Genomic DNA, 16,872 nt, shown 5'->3' on the forward strand with positions numbered 1-16,872 from the left:
TGCTTCACGGAACGCACTCAAAAAGAAAGGGAGATCAACTATGGTATCGGAAACACCTCTTTTGCAGGTAAACGATATTTCATTGGCCTTTGGTGGGGTTAAAGCTTTAACCGATGTGAGCTTCCATGTGAACGAAAAGGAAATCTTTTCAATCATTGGTCCCAATGGTGCCGGAAAAACATCAATGCTCAATTGCATTTCCGGCCGATACACGCCGAATAAAGGATCCGTGGTGTTTGCAGGGAATGACGTTACTAAGCGTACACCGAGTCAACGAGCTGAGTTAGGTTTGGGAAGAACCTTCCAGAACTTAGCACTCTTTTCACATATGTCCGTACTCGACAACATCATGGTTGGCCGCCACCACCTGTTGAAAAACAATTTCGTGACAGGCCCGCTGTACTGGTTTTCTAACGCACAAAAAGAAGAGATGGCACACCGCAAGTACGTCGAAGACGTCATCGACTTCTTAGAAATCCAACACATCCGTAAAGCCACCGCCGGCACGCTTTCTTATGGGTTACGTAAGCGTGTAGAGCTTGCGCGCGCAATTGCTTTAAAACCAAAACTCCTCCTGCTTGATGAACCGATGGCTGGTATGAACCTTGAAGAAAAGGAAGACATGGCACGTTACATCATGGATCTCAACGAAGAGTTAGACATTACCATCATTATGATCGAACACGATATGGGCGTGGTCATGGACATCTCCAACCGAGTTTTAGTTTTGGACTTTGGTAAACATATTGCGATGGGTGAGCCAGAAGAAGTCATGGCGAACCCACACGTGAAACAAGCTTATTTAGGTGAAGAGCTACCGACATTAGAGGAGAGTGCATAATGGCACAGCAACATAATGATTGGGCAGATATAACCAGCTTAGATACCTTTCCAAAAGTGTTGCAGCACAACGCCAAGCACTGGCCAGAGCAGGTCGCGATGCGCGAGAAGGAATTTGGCATTTGGCGAGAGTTTACTTGGCAGGACTATGAAGACCGAGTCAAGTGGATGGCGCTTGCACTGCAAGATTTAGGTGTTGGTGAGCAAGATGTCGTTGGCTTATTAGGCGACAACCGACCTGAGTGGGTCTGGGGCGAACTCGCCGCTCATGCGATCAAAGGTTACTCGCTGGGCATCTATCAAGACTCGATGCATGAGGAAGTGGCGTATTTAATCAACTACGCCAAAGCGAAAGTAGTGATTGCAGAAGATGAAGAGCAATGTGACAAGCTGCTTGAACTCGGCGATGAGATCCCAAGCGTTGAATTCATCATTTATTGTGATCCGCGCGGAATGCGTAAGTACGATGATCCAAGACTTATCGATGTCGAAAAAGCATACAAAAAAGGTCAGTTGATCGACAAAGCCAATCCAGATAAATATCTGAATATGGTTGCGGCAACCAAAGGCAGCGATCTTTCGATTCTTTGTACTACTTCGGGTACGACTTCTAAACCGAAACTTGCGCAGCTTCACAGCGGCACGTTTTTGGATCACTGTGCGGCATATCTGCGTGCCGACCCACGTTCTCCAGGTGATAACTACGTTTCGGTACTGCCTCTTCCTTGGATCATGGAGCAGGTATATGTGGTTGGTCAGGCGTTGATTTCCCGTCAAATCGTCAACTTTGTTGAAGAGCAGGAAACCATGATGGCGGACTTACGCGAGATTGGCCCAAACTTCGTTTTATTGGCTCCGCGTGTATGGGAAAACATTGTTGCAGACGTGTCTGCTCGAATGATGGACTCTACACCGTTTAAGCAGAAAATGTACAAACTCGGCATGAAGTTGGCGAATCAGGCCTTGGATCAGGGTAAACGATCCAAGTTGGCGGAATGGATTCTGCTGCGGGCACTGCGCGACCGTTTAGGTTTCTCGAATCTGACGTCTGCGGCAACCGGTGGTGCCGCGATGGGGCCAGATACTTTCCGTTACCTGCAAGCGATTGGTGTACCACTCAAACAGCTTTATGGCCAGACCGAAATGTGTGGGGCTTACACCGTGCACAAAGCAGATGACGTGGACTACGACTCAGTAGGCGTCGCGTTTGATAATGCGGAAGTGAAAGTCATCAATCCAGACAGCAATGGTGTAGGTGAGATTATTGCGAAAAGTACTGGCATGTTTACCGGCTACCTCAATAACCAAGCGGCTTATGACGAAGATGTGCAAGATGGTTGGATGCACACTGGCGATGCGGGCTACTTTAAAGACACCGGTCACTTAGTGGTGATTGATCGATTAAAAGATATGTCGGAAACCAGCCATGGTGATCGTTACTCGCCACAATTTATTGAAAACAAACTCAAGTTCTCACCATTTATCGCCGAAGCGGTTGTAGTGGGCAAAGACAGACCTTGGCTCTCTGCAATCATCTGTATTCGTTATGCGATCGTCGCCAAGTGGGCGGAACAAAAGGGTATTGCGTTCACCAACTACACCAACCTTTCAGCGCAGCCTGAAGTGTACAAAGCGATTCGCGAAGAAGTACTTAAAGTGAACGAATCGCTACCGGACGCGCAGAAAATCAGCAAATTCATTCTTCTCTACAAAGAGCTGGATGCTGATGACGGCGAGCTAACCCGTACACGTAAAGTTCGTCGTGGTGTGGTTGCGGAGAAATACGGTGACATCATCGAAACTATTTACAGTGCTGCACTGAATGTCGATGTCGATACGGTGATCACTTATCAGGATGGGACGAAGACACGCATTCAAACGTCGCTGGTGATTGAAACGCTTATTCAACATGAGCTGACACTGGTGGATAGCGAACAACGGAGGATCGCATAGTGAATACGGATTTATTACTGCAACTCGTCATTAATGGCGTGATCGTCGGCATGTTGTATGGCGTGGTCGCCATGTGTTTTGTATTGATTTACAAATCTACTCAGGTGGTGAATTTCGCACAGGGTGAGTTTCTACTGATCGGCGCATGGGTGTGCTGGGCAGCGCTGGTTCATCTGCAATTGCCGTTCTTCATCGGTTTCTTACTGACACTCGCCTTTATGATGGTGTTTGGTATCGCTGTCCAAACCATTGTGCTCAGACCCTTAATTGGTGAGCCTATCATCTCGGTAATTATGGTCACGATCGGTTTGTCGATGTTCTTCCAGGCACTGATGAAATGGATCTTTGGCGTATCGGCTGTGTCTTACCCACAAGTGTTTGAGACCAACGTGGTTAACATTGGCGGTCTCAACGTGGAGTTTGCCTACATTCTTAGTTTGATCTTCTCGATGATCATCATGGGGGCGTTTTACTGGTTCTTCAAATTCAGCAAAATGGGTTTGGCGATGCGAGCGACAGCGTTTAACCAGCAAGTAGCCCAGAGTCTTGGCATTTCCATTAAGAAAGTGTTCGCCATCAGTTGGGCTATTTCGGCGATGGTATCCGCGACAGCAGGGATTGTTATCGGGATTGTAAATGGTGTCTCTGATGCGCTATCCATTATCGGGATTAAAGTATTCCCAGCGGTTATTTTGGGTGGTTTGGACTCAGTTGTCGGGGCGATTGTCGGTGGTATCACCATTGGGGTGCTGGAGAATTTGGCTGAGTTTTTCGATAGCCAGTACCTGCAAGTCGGTAACCTTTACAACATCGCGCCGTTCTATGTGTTGTTAATCATTCTTGCCTTCAAGCCATACGGCCTGTTTGGTACCAAAGATATTGAGCGTATTTAAGGAGAAATAACATGGCTCAACTTAGCATGCGCCCATGTGGGGATTTTCGAACCACATACAAAAGTGATACGCCGATTTTTGAAACCAAAACCATTAGAAGACTAGCGATAGCGGGTGTTATCGCCATGCTGGCAGCGCCGTTGGTGCTGGATATTTACTTCCTAAACCTATTTATTCAGATTGCCTACCTGGGTATCGCAGCACTGGGTTTGAACATTCTGGTTGGCTTTACCGGGCAAATTTCGTTAGGCCACGGTGCGTTTTTTGGCTTTGGCGCATTTGCATCGGCATGGCTGAATAACCAGTACAACATTCCAGTGGTGCTTGCCATTCCGTTAGCGGGTTACCTGACCATGATTGTCGGGATGATCTTTGGTCTGCCAGCAGCACGAATCAAAGGGTTGTACCTTGCTATCGCCACTTTAGCGGCGCAGTTCATCCTAGAAGATTTCTTTGCTCGAGCGGAATGGTTCAGTGGTGGTTCATACGGTGCAAGCGCAAACCCTATTAATCTGTTTGGGTTCGAGTTCTCAACCGATGAAAGCTTCTTCTATGTTGCACTGTTTGCGCTGATCTTTATGTATATGTGGGCATCGAACCTCATCCGTTCGCGTGACGGGCGTGCGTTTGTATCAGTACGAGATCACTACTTATCCGCAGAAATCATGGGTATCAACCTGACCAAGTATCGTCTGCTCTCTTTCGGTGTGTGTGCTTTCTATGCAGGCATCGGCGGTGCACTTTACGGACATTACTTAGGCTTTGTATCCGCAGAAGGCTTCACCATTATGATGTCTATTCAGTTCCTAGCGATGATCATCATCGGTGGTCTGGGGTCTGTAAAAGGCACATTAATGGGTACGATATTTATAGTATTGCTGCCTGAAGTTTTAGAGTTTGGTGTAACGGGTTTGGCTGCGTTTAGCGATAACACCTCTTTTATAGATGGGCTGGCTTACTTTAAAGAAATGGCAATTGGTCTGGTCATCATGCTGTTCCTGATTTTCGAACCGCAAGGATTGTCACACCGCTGGCAACAGATTCGAGCATATTGGAAACACTATCCGTTCTCTTATTAACGTGTACTTAAGTGGAATATACCTCAATAACAAGGACAACGAGTTATGAACAAAGGACATTTAGCGACAACGTTGGTGCTATCTTCGGCACTGTTTACTACCGCATCTTGGGCAAAAGATTCCGTATTTGTCGGACATCTGGTGGACTTCTCTGGCCCTACTGCTTATGTGAGCAAGCCTTATGGTTCAGGTGTGCGAGACGCATTGCAATGGATCAACCAGAATGGCGGCATTAATGGTACCGAATTAGAATTTGAAACGGTTGATATGGCATACAAAGTACCGGTTGCGATTTCGAACTACAAACGTTGGGTTGCCCGTAAAAACATGGTGGCGATGCAAGGTTGGGGCACGGCCGATACTGAAGCACTGATCTCTTTTGTCACCAAAGACAAAGTACCGGTATTTTCGGCTTCTTACTCGGGCCACTTAACGGACCCAACGGGTAAAAACCCGAAAACAGCCAAGCCCGCTCCGTACAACTTCTTCTATGGCGCTTCTTACTCAGATGCCTGTCGTGCATTAGTGAAATGGGCGAAAGAAGACTGGGAGTCGAAGGGCAACACCACTGCACCTAAATTTACTCACATCGGTGATAACCACCCGTTCCCGAATGCTCCGAAAGAAGCATGTGCAGAGTACGCTAAAGAGCTGGGCTTTGAAGTGCAAAACCCAGTGGTTGTGTCACTCAAGCCGGGTGATTTCAAAGCACAATGTTTGTCGCTTAAAGAATCTGGCACCAACTATGGCTATATCGCTAACCTTGGTGGTTCGGTTATTTCTCTGGTGAAATCGTGTAACACGGTCGGCACTGACTTCCAGTATATGGCCAACATCTGGGGGGGTGACAAGCCGGTCATCGAAGCAGCGGGTGACGGTCTGAAAGACTACGTTTTTCCAGGTATGACCGCATTCTGGGGTGACGATACCGAAGGAATGAAACTGGTTGAAGAAATTTCTAAGGTTTCCGAGTCTGAACCGGGCGAGTTCCGAACTCACCACTATATCCGTGGTGTTTGTTCTGCGTTCTACATGAAAGAAGCGATGGAATGGGCGAAAGACAACGGCGGGATTACTGGTGATAACATCAAGAAAGGCATGTACGTTCACAAAAACTGGGTACCGAAAGGGCTAGAGGGTGTGTGTATTCCTGCTAACTGGCAACCAGAAGATCACCGTGGCACCACAACTGTAAACGTGTTTATGGGTAATAACCAAGGTGGTTCGGTAGACATTAAGAAAGTGTCTCAGGTTACATTGTCACGTCGTGATGATTGGTTAGGTTACTAATCTGCTACTTAATAGGCATAACGATTACTAAGAATAGGATAGGTGGGAGGCAACTCTCACCTGCACAAGGAGTGGCTTGATGAGTGAATTAGCAACGAATATCGAACCAGCAGAAATCCTGCTCTCGGTAAACAACATCGAAGTGGTCTACGACGAAGTAATCTTGGTTCTAAGAGGTGTGAGCCTTGAAGTTCCAAAAGGTCAGATCGTGACGCTATTAGGCGCAAACGGCGCAGGGAAATCGACCACACTAAAAGCGATTTCTGGATTGTTGAAGACCGAAGATGGTGAAGTAACCCGTGGGGAAATCAACTTCATGGGCGAGCGTATCGACAACAAGAGCCCGGAAGAAATTGTCCGTTCTGGCATTTTCCAGGTCATGGAAGGACGTCGAATTGTCGAAGACATGACGGTGATTGAGAACCTTCGCTTAGGCGCTTTTACCCGCAACGACAACGAGGTTGAGAAAGACATCGAAATGGTGTTCGACTACTTCCCTCGACTGAAAGAACGCACGGGCCTCGCTGGCTATTTATCGGGTGGTGAGCAGCAAATGCTCGCAATTGGTCGCGCACTCATGGCTCGCCCGAAAATGATCTTACTTGATGAACCTTCTATGGGCCTGTCGCCACTGTTGGTGAAAGAAGTGTTCAGCATCATTGAGAAGATCAATAAAGATCAGGGAATCACCATGTTGTTGGTGGAGCAGAATGCGAACTTTGCACTTCATGCTGCCGATTACGGTTACATCATGGAATCAGGCAAAATCGTGCTCGATGGTAGTAAACATGAACTACTTAATAACGAAGACGTGAAAGAGTTCTATCTCGGTGGCGGTGATGAAGAGCGTAAGAGCTTTAAAAACCTTAAGTCTTACAAACGTCGTAAGCGTTGGTTGTAAGGAGTTGTGATGAACGAACTATTCGATGCAAAAGAGTCTCTGCCGCCAACAGAAAGAGAAGAATCGCTGTTTAAACGTTTACCAACCCTGATTGAACACGCAAAATCGCACAGCGAGCACTATGCCAAAATGCTCGCGGATATTGATTCATCTGTGGCAAACAGCCGTGAAGGGCTTACCCAGTTTCCGATTACACGCAAGTTTAATCTTCCAAGCCAGCAGCAACTTAAGCCGCCGTTTGGTGGTTTAAACAGCGTTGGCATTGGTCAGATGGCACGTGTGTTTCAATCTCCAGGGCCTTTGTATGAAGCGCAAACGGATGAGTTGGACTTCTGGCGTATGGGGCGAGCGTTTCACGCTGCAGGATTTCGCAGCGGTGACTTAGTCCATAACACGCTCTCATATCACTTCTCTCCAGGTGGCTTTATCATGGATGGCGGAGCAAGAGCTTGTGGTTGCGCGGTATTTCCGGCTGGGGTAGGGAACACCGAAGCACAACTTGAAGCCATCAAACAGCTTCAGCCGAGTGGCTACACGGGCACACCATCTTACTTACTTACGTTGCTAGCGAAGTACCAAGAGCAATATGGTCAGCTTCCTAGCATTACTAAGGCTCTGGTTTCTGGCGAGGCAGTCACTGCAGACATGCAAAAAGCGTTTGCAGATAAAGGCATTGCCGTGTCTCAAGCGTATGCGAGCGCAGAACTTGGGTTAATTGCTTATCAGGTTTCTGGCGAACAAGGATTAGTGATTGCGGAAGATATCATTGTCGAAATCGTTGATCCTGATGGTATCCCTGTTAAATCAGGTGAAATCGGTGAGGTGGTGGTGACGTCTCTGGATGAAAAGTTCCCTCTCATTCGCTACGCGACGGGTGATTTATCTGCGTATATTGAAAAAGACTCAGACTCTCCACGTACTAATATGCGCATAAAAGGCTGGATGGGGCGTGCCGATTCGGCAGTCAAAGTTAAAGGCTTATTCGTCTATCCGCACCAGATACAGGAAGTGTGTCGTCGCCATGAAATTACCGGATCGTTAAAAATTGAGCGTGACGGTTTCAGCGATACCATTACATTCTGTTGCCAAGAAGATCACGTTTCTGCCGATGATATTCAAGCAACCTTACAGTCTGTTACTAAGCTAAAGGGCAAAGTTCAGTTTGTACCGAACAGCGCCGAGCAACCTCTGATTAACGATTTACGCAATTAGCAACGTTAGATATAAAAGCGTAAGGCTAGGAGAAAAGGGATACCGAGATAAGTCGCGTATCCCTTTTTAAGTTAAACAATACCGCTTTAAAGGAAGTGCTATGAAAACGACAGGCTCACCAAGTATCGATGTGGAGTTCTGGGATGATTTGTTTGTCAAAGGCACAATGCCGTGGGATCGAAATCAAGCTCCCGAAGAACTAAAAAGTTATCTAAGCCGTACCTCCGATGATATTCAATCTGTCTTTATTCCCGGCTGTGGCGCAGCTTACGAAGTCGCGCACTTTATTGAGCATGGACATGATGTTGTCGCGATGGACTACAGTGAAGAAGCCGTGAAAATGGCTCAATCAAAGCTTGGCAGGCATAAAGATAAAGTCAGGCTGGGGGACGTGTTTAGCTCGGAATTCTCTGAGCCGTTTGACGTGATTTATGAACGCGCATTTTTAGCCGCGTTACCAAAAGAGAAGTGGGACGATTACTTTTCCATGATTCAACGGTTATTACCAAGCAATGGTCTGCTGGTTGGTTACTTTGTCATAGATGATGAGTACCGTTCGCGCTTTCCTCCATTTTGTTTACGTAGCGGCGAGTTGGAAAGACGGTTAGATAAGTCGTTTTCTCTAATAGAATCCGCCCCAGTAAATGACAGCGTTGATGTGTTCAAAGGTAAAGAGTATTGGATGGTGTGGCAGAAAAAGTAGCGAGTTGTTGACGTCCAAGAGTCAGGCATTTCGCTACTGACCATAATACTTTGATAAATAATCAAGTACGGCTTCCCGAACATCGTCATCTAGTTCCTCCATACCTTGCTCTTCTATCATCCAGTCGAGCATTTTATCCCAACGCTTTCTGTTTAAACCTTGCTGGGCGACCATATGTAAAGAATGACAAGCAGAGCATATTGCCGCAACCAGTTCCATGTTATCTCCCGGTGTTAAGATCCCATCTCCCGCCGACTTGACCTTCATGCCAGACGAAGGGGTGATCCAATCAGGAGGAGAAGGGTTTTTAATGGCAAGCCATGCGATGATTGCGGCGCGAGCCCCTGGGTCTTTAACACCCGGAAACACCATATTGGTCCCCGGTGCAAACTCATTAGGTGATGCTAAAAATGCATCAAGTTTTTCAGCGTCCCAATTGCCTTTATGTTTTTTGATTCCCTCGCTGTAGTTGAAGCCCGCAAAACTGGCAATAGAACGTTCCGCCAATCCCCACAAAGGCGGACCAACCACAGTGACGCCATTGGGTTTGAACTGGTGACAGGCTTTACATACCATTGCTTGTTCTTCGCCAGCAGCAATTAACTCAGTGTTTGCAGCGGCAAGTCCACTAACAAGGCTTATTAGTAATAGAGAGAGCGGGAAGACCCGCTCTCTAGTGCTATGACTCTTCACGGCGACTACCCCTTAACGACCAAAGCAACGCGATGGAAGGTGTTGTTTAGGTATCCTTTTGGATTCCAAGCGATGGCAAAAGGTTGGCTAACGTTTTGATCATCTGTTGCTTTTGCCCAAACTTCGTAGTAGCCAGGTTGAGGAAATTTCACTTTAGCGTTAAAGGTCTGCCACGCACCTTCGTTTGCTGGGTCGGCGAGATCGGCATCCATCCACGTTGCTCCAAAATCAATGGAAAGCTGTACTTTTGTCACTTTGCGATCGCCAGACCACGCATGTCCCCGCACCGCAACTTCGTTTCCATCAACTTGTGAGTTGGTTTGTGGCGAAGTGATGAGAGATTTAACAGGCATCCGTTCAATAATTTCAAAATCCTCTTTTGCGACTTCTTCGCCGGGAGCCACTGGTCGGTTCGGTACGCGATAGGATGTTCCCGTCATTTTCGGACCGTCATGCACTTGATCGCGGATTTGAATTCGTGTCAGCCACTTTTGCGAGCATGAACCAGGCCAACCCGGAACAACCAAACGTAGAGGCGCACCATTCATTGGATGAAGTGGTTCACCGTTTTGTTCGAAAGCGATAAGGTTTTCAGCACCCATGGCTTTTGCAATAGGTACGCCGCGAGAAATTGGCAATTTACCTTCCTGACCAGAAAGGTGTTTATCTGCACCGTAATGAGCCGTATAAACCGCACCGTCTTTGACTCCGGCAGCTTTGAGAACATCGGCTAGCCTCACTCCCGTCCAGCTTGAACAGGCAACCGCACCATAAGTCCATTGATTACCTGACGCTTTAGGATCAAAGAATGCCCGGCCATTACCGCCACATTCCACCACCAATTGTTGCTCAATCACATCGAAGTTTTTCTTCAGATCGGCAATCGTAAGCGTCATGGGTTTATCCACCAAACCATCTATGGTTAAGCTCCAAGCGTCAGTATTGACTTCTGATGGGGGAATACCGTTATTTCGTATAAAATGCCGACGAGTAGGGGTAATGTCGTCGTTGAGAAGGTGAGGTGGCGTTTCGGCATTCATTGGTCTGTCGTTAAGTACAGTCAAACCATCTTTACCTTCAATCATTACGTCATCGAGCCCTTCAGCAAACGCCGCTGGGATAATCCCTGCGGGCATATTACGATGGAAGGGAATCGCTCCTCCAAGCACGGCCGCCATCGTTGCTAAGCCTGCGCCTTTTAAAAAGCCTCGCCTGTCAGGATGGCTGATTCGTCCAAAGACTTTCTCATCCGCAGATTCAGGGTTCTTTTCATAATACTTATATATCCCTTGCGGTTTGTTTTTCTCGTTCTCACTCATGATGCGTTCCTTTATCGGTTAACACCCAAGAACTTCTCTGTCACTTTTAGTTCTGTAGGTCGTCTCACCGAGCTCTACAAATAACGTCCAAAATAAGTTTTACATCAGTAAAAGTAGTCGACTATTGATAGCCATAACAATATTTGTGAGAAATAAGGTCAGCATTAGAAAACTTCGGTACTTCTCGAACTCACAGGTTATAGTTCGATTAGGAGGAGATTCATAAAAACCACACTCATCGTTAAGTGGATTACAATTTAATTAACACGTGTTGTATTCATCAAAAACAATAAGATAAAAGTGAGCGCTTATGTTCGACAAATTCATTTCCTATCTAGAAACAACATTATTTACCTTTAACGAGCAACCCATCACTTTGTGGGCAATATTGATGGTGCCTACCTGGATACTAGTGAGTTTGTGGCTATCCAAAATATTAATTAAAGCGGTCACGTCCCGAATGGCGTCAGCAGGTAAAGATCCCAACATTATTCATCTTGTAAAACGGATACTGTTTGTCATTGCTCTCGGGATTATTTTTCTCACCACACTTTCGTTGATTAATGTGCCTATAACCGCATTCGCATTCTTATCTGGTGCTGTCGCGATTGGCTTCGGTTTTGGTGCTCAAAACATCATTAATAACTTTATTAGCGGCTGGATTTTGATTGGTGAAAAGCCCATCAGGATTGGTGATTTTTTGGAAGTAGAGGGTGCAAAAGGTACGGTCGAGCAAATTAATACCCGTTCAACGCGGATCAGACGTACTGATGGCGTCCACATGTTAATACCAAACAGTCAGTTGATTGAAAACGTTGTTATTAACTGGACGCTTTGCGACCGGTTGGTAAGAGGCACCGTAGTTGTGGGTGTTGCTTACGGTAGCGACGTAAAACTGGTCGCGTCGCTAATGAAAGAAGTGACGTCTAAGCAAGTGGAAGTACTTGGTACGCCAGCGCCTGAGATATTTTTTCAGGACTTTGGTGACAACGCATTGATCTTCGAGTCGTATTTTTGGATCCACTCAACGGTTGAAAGAGGGATCAGAGCGGTTTCAAGTACAATTCGTTTTGAAATTTATGAGGCCTTTGAACAGAAAGGTATTGAAATCGCGTTTCCTCAACGTGATGTGCATATTGATGGTGAAATTAAAATCGCACAAGACAACGGCAGTCGTTAGGACCTTTCACTAAATCCAACGCGCATAATCAACGGTTTGGAACGTCGTATAGTGTTTAACATCTCAAATATTGAATGGAGTAACAATTCGTTGATTGCTTGGCTATGCAATAGATTGCAATTGGTGAGTTTGGACGTCTATCATGCGGAGAGTAAACGAAACGGTGTTATACGATGGGAAGTAGGGAAACAATGAACAGAAGCTACAAGGAATTATTAGGTACCGAACTTTGCATTATTCAGTCCCCCATGGCTGGTGTTCAAGGGAGTAATCTGGCAATTGCTGTGAGTGAAGCTGGCGGGCTAGGATCCTTACCTTGCGGCATGTTGAGTACTGAGCAAATTGTCGGTGAAATTAAGTTGATAAAAGCGGCAACCAATAAGCCATTTAACCTGAACTTCTTCTGCCATGAGGCCTTTCCTTTCAATAAACAGCGCCAAGCCATTTGGCAAAATACGTTGAAGCCGTACTTTGATGAACTCGTATTAGGTATGGACGTTTCATCTGGTGGGGCGAACAGAGTGCCATTCAGCCATGAAATAGCCGATGCAATTGAACCATTTTCACCAGAATTCATTAGTTTTCACTTTGGACTACCCGATAATGATTTGTTGCAGCGAGTCAAACGCTGGGGGACAAAGATCGTTTCGTCTGCGACGACTGTGGAGGAAGCTCTTTGGTTAGAGTCTCACGGAGTGGATGGCATTATTGCGCAAGGAATAGAAGCTGGTGGTCACCGAGGAATGTTCTTGTCCAAAGATATCTCGACTCAAATGGGGTTGGTGGCGCTTCTTCCTCAAATTGTAAATCGAGTTAATATCCCCGTGATAGCCGCGGGCGGTATCGCTGACAGCCGCTCAGTACGTTCTTGTTTGCAACTAGGAGCAACAGCAGTGCAAGTCGGAACGGCTTATTTATTATGTCAAGAAGCTCAAACATCGGCACTCCATAGACAAGCTTTGAAAGAAGCGAAATCACAACATACGGCATTAACGAATATCTTTTCTGGTAAACCAGCGCGTGGCATTGTGAATCGCGCGATGAGAGAGCTGGGTTACATGAGTGCGTCTGTGCCTGAGTTCCCATTTGCTTCGATTGAAATGACGGTACTACGAAAACAAGCTGAGACCATGGGAATTGATGACTTCACTCCGTTATGGTGCGGTCAAAATACGCAAGGGTGCCAAGAAATCTCTGCAAAAGAGATGACACTTGCGTTGGCTGGGCAGCTCTAATTCTCGAATCTTTGTCCTGTGTGGAAGTACGACTTAATCTCCCTGAGGTTGGTGATGAGCACTCTGAATCGCATTGAGTGTATCGCGCACTAACTCCTGAGTTTGTTGCTTGAGTAGTTTAACAAACTGCACTTCAATATCGCTTAGTGAGACCGTTTCTGGTGTTACCAGATACATCTCAGTCACGGGTAGTGATTCATAAGGAGGGAGAGGCCACAGTAGCCCTTGAGCAACGTACGGTTTGGCACTTTCAACTGTGAGTGCGCCGAAGCCAATACCCGCCATGATCATGCGGCGAACTTCCTCTACATTGGACGAAACGGCAACTAACTTACCCCAAAACTGCTGTTGTTCACGAAAGTGAGCAATAGCGTCTAGTCCTTCTCCGGGCTGGTCACTTTCAAAAGAGATGTAGGGTAAGCCTTTAATTTCATCTAGGGTTAAGTCTTCGTGTCCAAAGCAAGGGTGCGCGCGTCCGCAATAAAAGCCCATCTGTTCGTAGCCGAGAAAATCACAGCGAATACCTGTTTTGGCGATTTTCTTGTTACTTAATCCGATGTGCAATAAACCGTCAGCGACGTGGCTAACAATGTCAGCGCTTGGATGGGTGTTGACGTTAAAGATGACGTTAGGATACAGAGTATGATATTTCATCAGTGTGGCATCGAATGCCGGGCATTGCAGGTGACTGGCAATCTCGATCGTCAGTTCGCCTTGAATATTATCGGCTTGGTCAACAAATTGATCCGCCATGTTGCCGATGATACGGCTCACTGATGATGCATATTCGTAAACCCGCATCCCATGCAAAGTAAGAGAAAATACGCCTTTTTTTCGTAGGATAAGTCGCTTATCTACATGCTCTTCGAGTCGCTTTAATGCGTTACTTACGCTGGGTTGGCTGAGCGACAGCTTGCGCGCAGCAGCACTGATACCACCTTCGTTAACAATGGTTAAAAACGTATACAGTAAATTCCAGTCGAGATTGCGCAGAAGGCGGTCTTTAGGGTTGAGCATGTGTTTCTTTCCTTGAATGGTTACTTGAATGAATACCCCATAGCCACAGGCTATGTATATCATACTAATTCATCATTATGGCTTTTAACCACTTTTTTCACATACTCAATACTGTCTTTGTGACCGTTTGCTGAATTAGAAGGGAAATGTCTTCTTAGCAAGCGAGAATCTGGAATGAAACGATAACAAAAGTAGAAGGGAATCCATGATGTCAAAAGGGAAGTTTTTAGGTGCTTTGCTTGCTACCTCCGTGGCCGTCGCTGCTTCAGCGGGCGTTAACGCAGAAACAATCAAAATTGGTACAGAGGGCGCATATCCTCCGTTTAACTACTACACCGCAGATGGCCAGCTAGCTGGATTCGATATCGAAATCGGTAAAGCACTCTGTACCGAGATGAAAGTCGAATGTGAGTTTGTCGCTCAGGATTGGGACGGCATTATACCGGCGCTTTTGGCGGGCAAATACGACATGATTCTGGCTTCCATGTTCATTACCGATGAGCGCAAAGAACAAGTGGCATTCAGCGCACCGTATCAGGCATCTGCGATGACGTTTGTTGTCGATAAACAGTCTGGTATTAAAGATGTATCTCCAGAGGCGATGAAAGGCATGATCATTGGTGCACAAGGCTCTACGACACAGGCTGAGTATCTGTTAGCGAAATACCCAGATTCTGAAGTGCGCTTATACCCTACGCAGGATGCGGTGAACCTTGACCTGGTCAGTGGCCGTATTGACGCTCAGGCAGGTGACATCATGCCAATGACTGATTGGCTTAACTCAGAAGATGGCGCGTGTTGTGAGAAAGTCGGCAACCTGATCACGGATCGTCAATACGTTGGTGATGGCGTAGGTATTGCGTTTCGCAAAGAGGATCAGGAGCTTCGTCAACGTTTAGATCAGGCGTTAGTGAACATCATCAAAAATGGTACTTACCAGAAAATTAACGACGAGTTCTTCTCGATTAGCTTACTGACTCTGAAATAAGTCAGATCAATTGTGGCGGCTAATGTCGCCACTGAGTAGTCAATCATAAAGAGAGCGACGCAATGGATTATCTGATGTATCTGAGTCTGGGTGACACTGGCTGGGGAGACGAGCTGCTTAAAGGTTTGGCGGTAACCCTTGGGTTAGCGCTGTGTGCCTTACCTGTTGGGTTATTTCTGGGAACAGGCGTGGCGGCACTATCGATAAGCACGAGCAAAAGCCACCGTTGGTTTGCCAACATTTATACCACGGTGCTGCGCGGGCTCCCTGAGTTGCTCACACTGTTTATCATCTATCATGGCGTTGGTCTGCTGATTAACAAAACGCTGAAATGGATTGACCCGAGTAACGGCTTTTTTGAGCTTAATCCATTTGGTGCAGGCGTGATCGCCCTTGGTCTAGTCTTCAGCGGCTACGCAGCCGAGGTCTTACGTGGCGCATGGAAGGCGATGGATAAAGGTCTGCGTGAGGCCGGATACGCGCTCGCGCTGTCCAGATTACAAATTTTCTGGCTAATTGAGCGCCCACAGTTGCTGCGCTTAGCTTTACCTGGGCTAGGTAATCTTTGGATTAACTTACTCAAAGACACCGCTTTAGTGTCAGTCATTGCACTAGACGATTTGATGCGTGCGGCAAATATCGCTGTAGGTGCAACTAAAAAACCATTTTTGTTCTATCTGACCGTTTGTCTTGCCTATTGGGCTGTGTGCTTATGTTGCGAAAGATTATTGGCAGCAATGGAGCAACACTCAAAGCGTGGCATTCGAGTGAGTCGCTAAGGAGAAAGCTATGACAGATTTTATCGCTAAGGTGGCTCCGATGTTGCTCGATGGGGCATGGATGACTCTTAAAATCACCTTTATTTCGGTTTCGATAGCGGCACTGTTGGCGTTGCCTCTGTCACTGTTGCGTATTCAGTCAGCGCGTATTTATCGCTGGCCAGCACAATTATTTATCTCTTTCTTTCGCGGAACGCCACTGATTGCTCAACTGTTTCTGCTTTATTACGGCTCTGGTCAGTTTCGTCCTTTGTTAATGGAAATGGGGATGTGGGGTTTCTTCCGCGATCCAGTTAACTGCGCACTGTTGGTGTTTACCCTTAACTCGCTGGCCTATCAGACCGAGATATTACGCGGTGCAATTCAGTCTGTAGACGCAGGTGAGATAGAAGCGGCCAAATCTATGGGGATGAACAATAGCCTGTTGTACCGACGCATTGTTATGCCACTTGCGTATCGCATTGCTTTTCCTGCTTTGGGTAACGAATGCATTTTAATGCTCAAAGGAGGCGCGGTTGCAAGTGTGATTACCGTGATGGATTTGATGGGACAAACCCGACGCGCATTTTCTCAGACTTTCGATATTTCGACGTACTTTTTGGCGGCGGCGATGTATTTGGTTATCGCAACGTTATTTGTACTGGCCTGGCGCCAGGCGGAACGCTATCTCTATCGTCATCAGATCCAGCGAACGCCGGGCACTCAACCAGCGACTGTCGCTACGACCTGATTTATCAACCCTACCACAACCTGATGGCAACAGGAGCAAAGACTCTTGTGGGCTCGTTTG

The 16,872-nt window shown here is 46.7% G+C and carries 16 protein-coding genes; 13 read left to right on the top strand and 3 right to left on the bottom strand.

Annotated features, from left to right (window positions below; all coding sequences use genetic code 11):
- The first annotated feature begins 40 nt into the window (after window positions 1-40).
- The 8 genes from L3V31_RS04140 (at window position 41) to L3V31_RS04175 (ending at window position 8,871) form a co-directional block, all read left to right on the top strand.
- Complete coding sequence (locus L3V31_RS04140) at window positions 41-841, top strand: ABC transporter ATP-binding protein (protein ID WP_020333761.1); 801 nt, start codon at window positions 41-43, stop codon at window positions 839-841.
- Window positions 841-2,793 (top strand): long-chain fatty acid--CoA ligase, encoded by a 1,953-nt coding sequence (locus L3V31_RS04145; protein WP_237314860.1) that lies wholly within the window; start codon window positions 841-843, stop codon window positions 2,791-2,793. Before L3V31_RS04140 ends, L3V31_RS04145 begins: the two co-directional genes overlap by 1 nt.
- Window positions 2,793-3,686: a branched-chain amino acid ABC transporter permease gene (locus L3V31_RS04150; RefSeq protein WP_025636792.1), complete on the top strand. Its 894-nt coding sequence runs from the start codon at window positions 2,793-2,795 to the stop codon at window positions 3,684-3,686. The genes L3V31_RS04145 and L3V31_RS04150 overlap by 1 nt, the downstream gene beginning before the upstream one ends.
- 11 nt (window positions 3,687-3,697) lie before the next feature.
- Window positions 3,698-4,765 (top strand): branched-chain amino acid ABC transporter permease, encoded by a 1,068-nt coding sequence (locus L3V31_RS04155; RefSeq protein ID WP_014233946.1) that lies wholly within the window; start codon window positions 3,698-3,700, stop codon window positions 4,763-4,765.
- Between the two features lie 45 nt (window positions 4,766-4,810).
- Window positions 4,811-6,055 (top strand): ABC transporter substrate-binding protein, encoded by a 1,245-nt coding sequence (locus L3V31_RS04160; protein ID WP_237314861.1) that lies wholly within the window; start codon window positions 4,811-4,813, stop codon window positions 6,053-6,055.
- A 79-nt stretch (window positions 6,056-6,134) separates the two neighbouring features.
- On the top strand, window positions 6,135-6,956 hold the full coding sequence (locus L3V31_RS04165) for an ABC transporter ATP-binding protein (RefSeq protein ID WP_237314862.1): 822 nt from the start codon (window positions 6,135-6,137) through the stop codon (window positions 6,954-6,956).
- 9 nt (window positions 6,957-6,965) lie between these two features.
- Window positions 6,966-8,168 carry an AMP-binding protein gene (locus L3V31_RS04170; RefSeq protein ID WP_237314863.1) on the top strand — a complete coding sequence of 401 codons (1,203 nt, stop codon included), beginning with the start codon at window positions 6,966-6,968 and terminating at the stop codon, window positions 8,166-8,168.
- Between the two features lie 100 nt (window positions 8,169-8,268).
- Complete coding sequence (locus tag L3V31_RS04175; RefSeq protein WP_237314864.1) at window positions 8,269-8,871, top strand: methyltransferase domain-containing protein; 603 nt, start codon at window positions 8,269-8,271, stop codon at window positions 8,869-8,871.
- A gap of 33 nt (window positions 8,872-8,904) precedes the next feature.
- Here L3V31_RS04175 and L3V31_RS04180 read toward each other — a convergent pair whose 3' ends face one another.
- Together L3V31_RS04180 and L3V31_RS04185 are read right to left on the bottom strand one after the other, a co-directional pair.
- Entirely contained in the window at window positions 8,905-9,564 is a 660-nt protein-coding gene (locus L3V31_RS04180) for a c-type cytochrome (protein WP_237314865.1), read from the bottom strand.
- Between the two features lie 5 nt (window positions 9,565-9,569).
- Complete coding sequence (locus L3V31_RS04185) at window positions 9,570-10,883, bottom strand: molybdopterin-dependent oxidoreductase (RefSeq protein WP_237314866.1); 1,314 nt, start codon at window positions 10,881-10,883, stop codon at window positions 9,570-9,572.
- 310 nt (window positions 10,884-11,193) lie between these two features.
- Here L3V31_RS04185 and L3V31_RS04190 point away from each other — a divergent pair, with 310 nt between their 5' ends.
- The gene (locus tag L3V31_RS04190) at window positions 11,194-12,063 is read left to right on the top strand and encodes a mechanosensitive ion channel domain-containing protein (RefSeq protein ID WP_237314867.1); all 870 of its coding nucleotides are present in this window, start codon (window positions 11,194-11,196) and stop codon (window positions 12,061-12,063) included.
- A 191-nt stretch (window positions 12,064-12,254) separates the two neighbouring features.
- Window positions 12,255-13,298: a nitronate monooxygenase gene (locus L3V31_RS04195; RefSeq protein ID WP_237314868.1), complete on the top strand. Its 1,044-nt coding sequence runs from the start codon at window positions 12,255-12,257 to the stop codon at window positions 13,296-13,298.
- Between the two features lie 33 nt (window positions 13,299-13,331).
- Here L3V31_RS04195 and L3V31_RS04200 read toward each other — a convergent pair whose 3' ends face one another.
- Window positions 13,332-14,378, bottom strand: a complete 1,047-nt coding sequence (locus tag L3V31_RS04200; RefSeq protein ID WP_237314869.1) for a LysR family transcriptional regulator — start codon at window positions 14,376-14,378, stop codon at window positions 13,332-13,334.
- A 145-nt stretch (window positions 14,379-14,523) separates the two neighbouring features.
- On the opposite strand from L3V31_RS04200, the gene L3V31_RS04205 reads away from it, so the two are divergent.
- The 3 genes from L3V31_RS04205 to L3V31_RS04215 all read left to right on the top strand — a co-directional run bounded on the left by L3V31_RS04205 (window position 14,524) and on the right by L3V31_RS04215 (window position 16,812).
- Complete coding sequence (locus L3V31_RS04205) at window positions 14,524-15,303, top strand: ABC transporter substrate-binding protein (RefSeq protein WP_237314870.1); 780 nt, start codon at window positions 14,524-14,526, stop codon at window positions 15,301-15,303.
- A gap of 62 nt (window positions 15,304-15,365) precedes the next feature.
- Window positions 15,366-16,082 (top strand): ABC transporter permease subunit, encoded by a 717-nt coding sequence (locus tag L3V31_RS04210; protein ID WP_237314871.1) that lies wholly within the window; start codon window positions 15,366-15,368, stop codon window positions 16,080-16,082.
- A gap of 10 nt (window positions 16,083-16,092) precedes the next feature.
- Entirely contained in the window at window positions 16,093-16,812 is a 720-nt protein-coding gene (locus L3V31_RS04215; RefSeq protein ID WP_237314872.1) for an ABC transporter permease subunit, read from the top strand.
- Window positions 16,813-16,872 lie beyond the last annotated feature (60 nt).

Source organism: Vibrio sp. J1-1 (assembly GCF_021728395.1).
GTDB lineage: Bacteria > Pseudomonadota > Gammaproteobacteria > Enterobacterales > Vibrionaceae > Vibrio.

Bases quoted from the DNA above. Each gene is read 5' to 3' on its own strand.
- L3V31_RS04140 (WP_020333761.1), top strand. From the start codon at position 41: ATGGTATCGGAAACACCTCTTTTGCAGGTAAACGATATTTCATTGGCC.
- L3V31_RS04145 (WP_237314860.1), top strand. From the start codon at position 841: ATGGCACAGCAACATAATGATTGGGCAGATATAACCAGCTTAGATACC.
- L3V31_RS04155 (WP_014233946.1), top strand. From the start codon at position 3,698: ATGGCTCAACTTAGCATGCGCCCATGTGGGGATTTTCGAACCACATAC.
- L3V31_RS04160 (WP_237314861.1), top strand. From the start codon at position 4,811: ATGAACAAAGGACATTTAGCGACAACGTTGGTGCTATCTTCGGCACTG.
- L3V31_RS04165 (WP_237314862.1), top strand. From the start codon at position 6,135: ATGAGTGAATTAGCAACGAATATCGAACCAGCAGAAATCCTGCTCTCG.
- L3V31_RS04170 (WP_237314863.1), top strand. From the start codon at position 6,966: ATGAACGAACTATTCGATGCAAAAGAGTCTCTGCCGCCAACAGAAAGA.
- L3V31_RS04175 (WP_237314864.1), top strand. From the start codon at position 8,269: ATGAAAACGACAGGCTCACCAAGTATCGATGTGGAGTTCTGGGATGAT.
- L3V31_RS04185 (WP_237314866.1), bottom strand. From the start codon at position 10,883: ATGAGTGAGAACGAGAAAAACAAACCGCAAGGGATATATAAGTATTAT.
- L3V31_RS04190 (WP_237314867.1), top strand. From the start codon at position 11,194: ATGTTCGACAAATTCATTTCCTATCTAGAAACAACATTATTTACCTTT.
- L3V31_RS04195 (WP_237314868.1), top strand. From the start codon at position 12,255: ATGAACAGAAGCTACAAGGAATTATTAGGTACCGAACTTTGCATTATT.
- L3V31_RS04200 (WP_237314869.1), bottom strand. From the start codon at position 14,378: ATGATATACATAGCCTGTGGCTATGGGGTATTCATTCAAGTAACCATT.
- L3V31_RS04205 (WP_237314870.1), top strand. From the start codon at position 14,524: ATGTCAAAAGGGAAGTTTTTAGGTGCTTTGCTTGCTACCTCCGTGGCC.
- L3V31_RS04210 (WP_237314871.1), top strand. From the start codon at position 15,366: ATGGATTATCTGATGTATCTGAGTCTGGGTGACACTGGCTGGGGAGAC.
- L3V31_RS04215 (WP_237314872.1), top strand. From the start codon at position 16,093: ATGACAGATTTTATCGCTAAGGTGGCTCCGATGTTGCTCGATGGGGCA.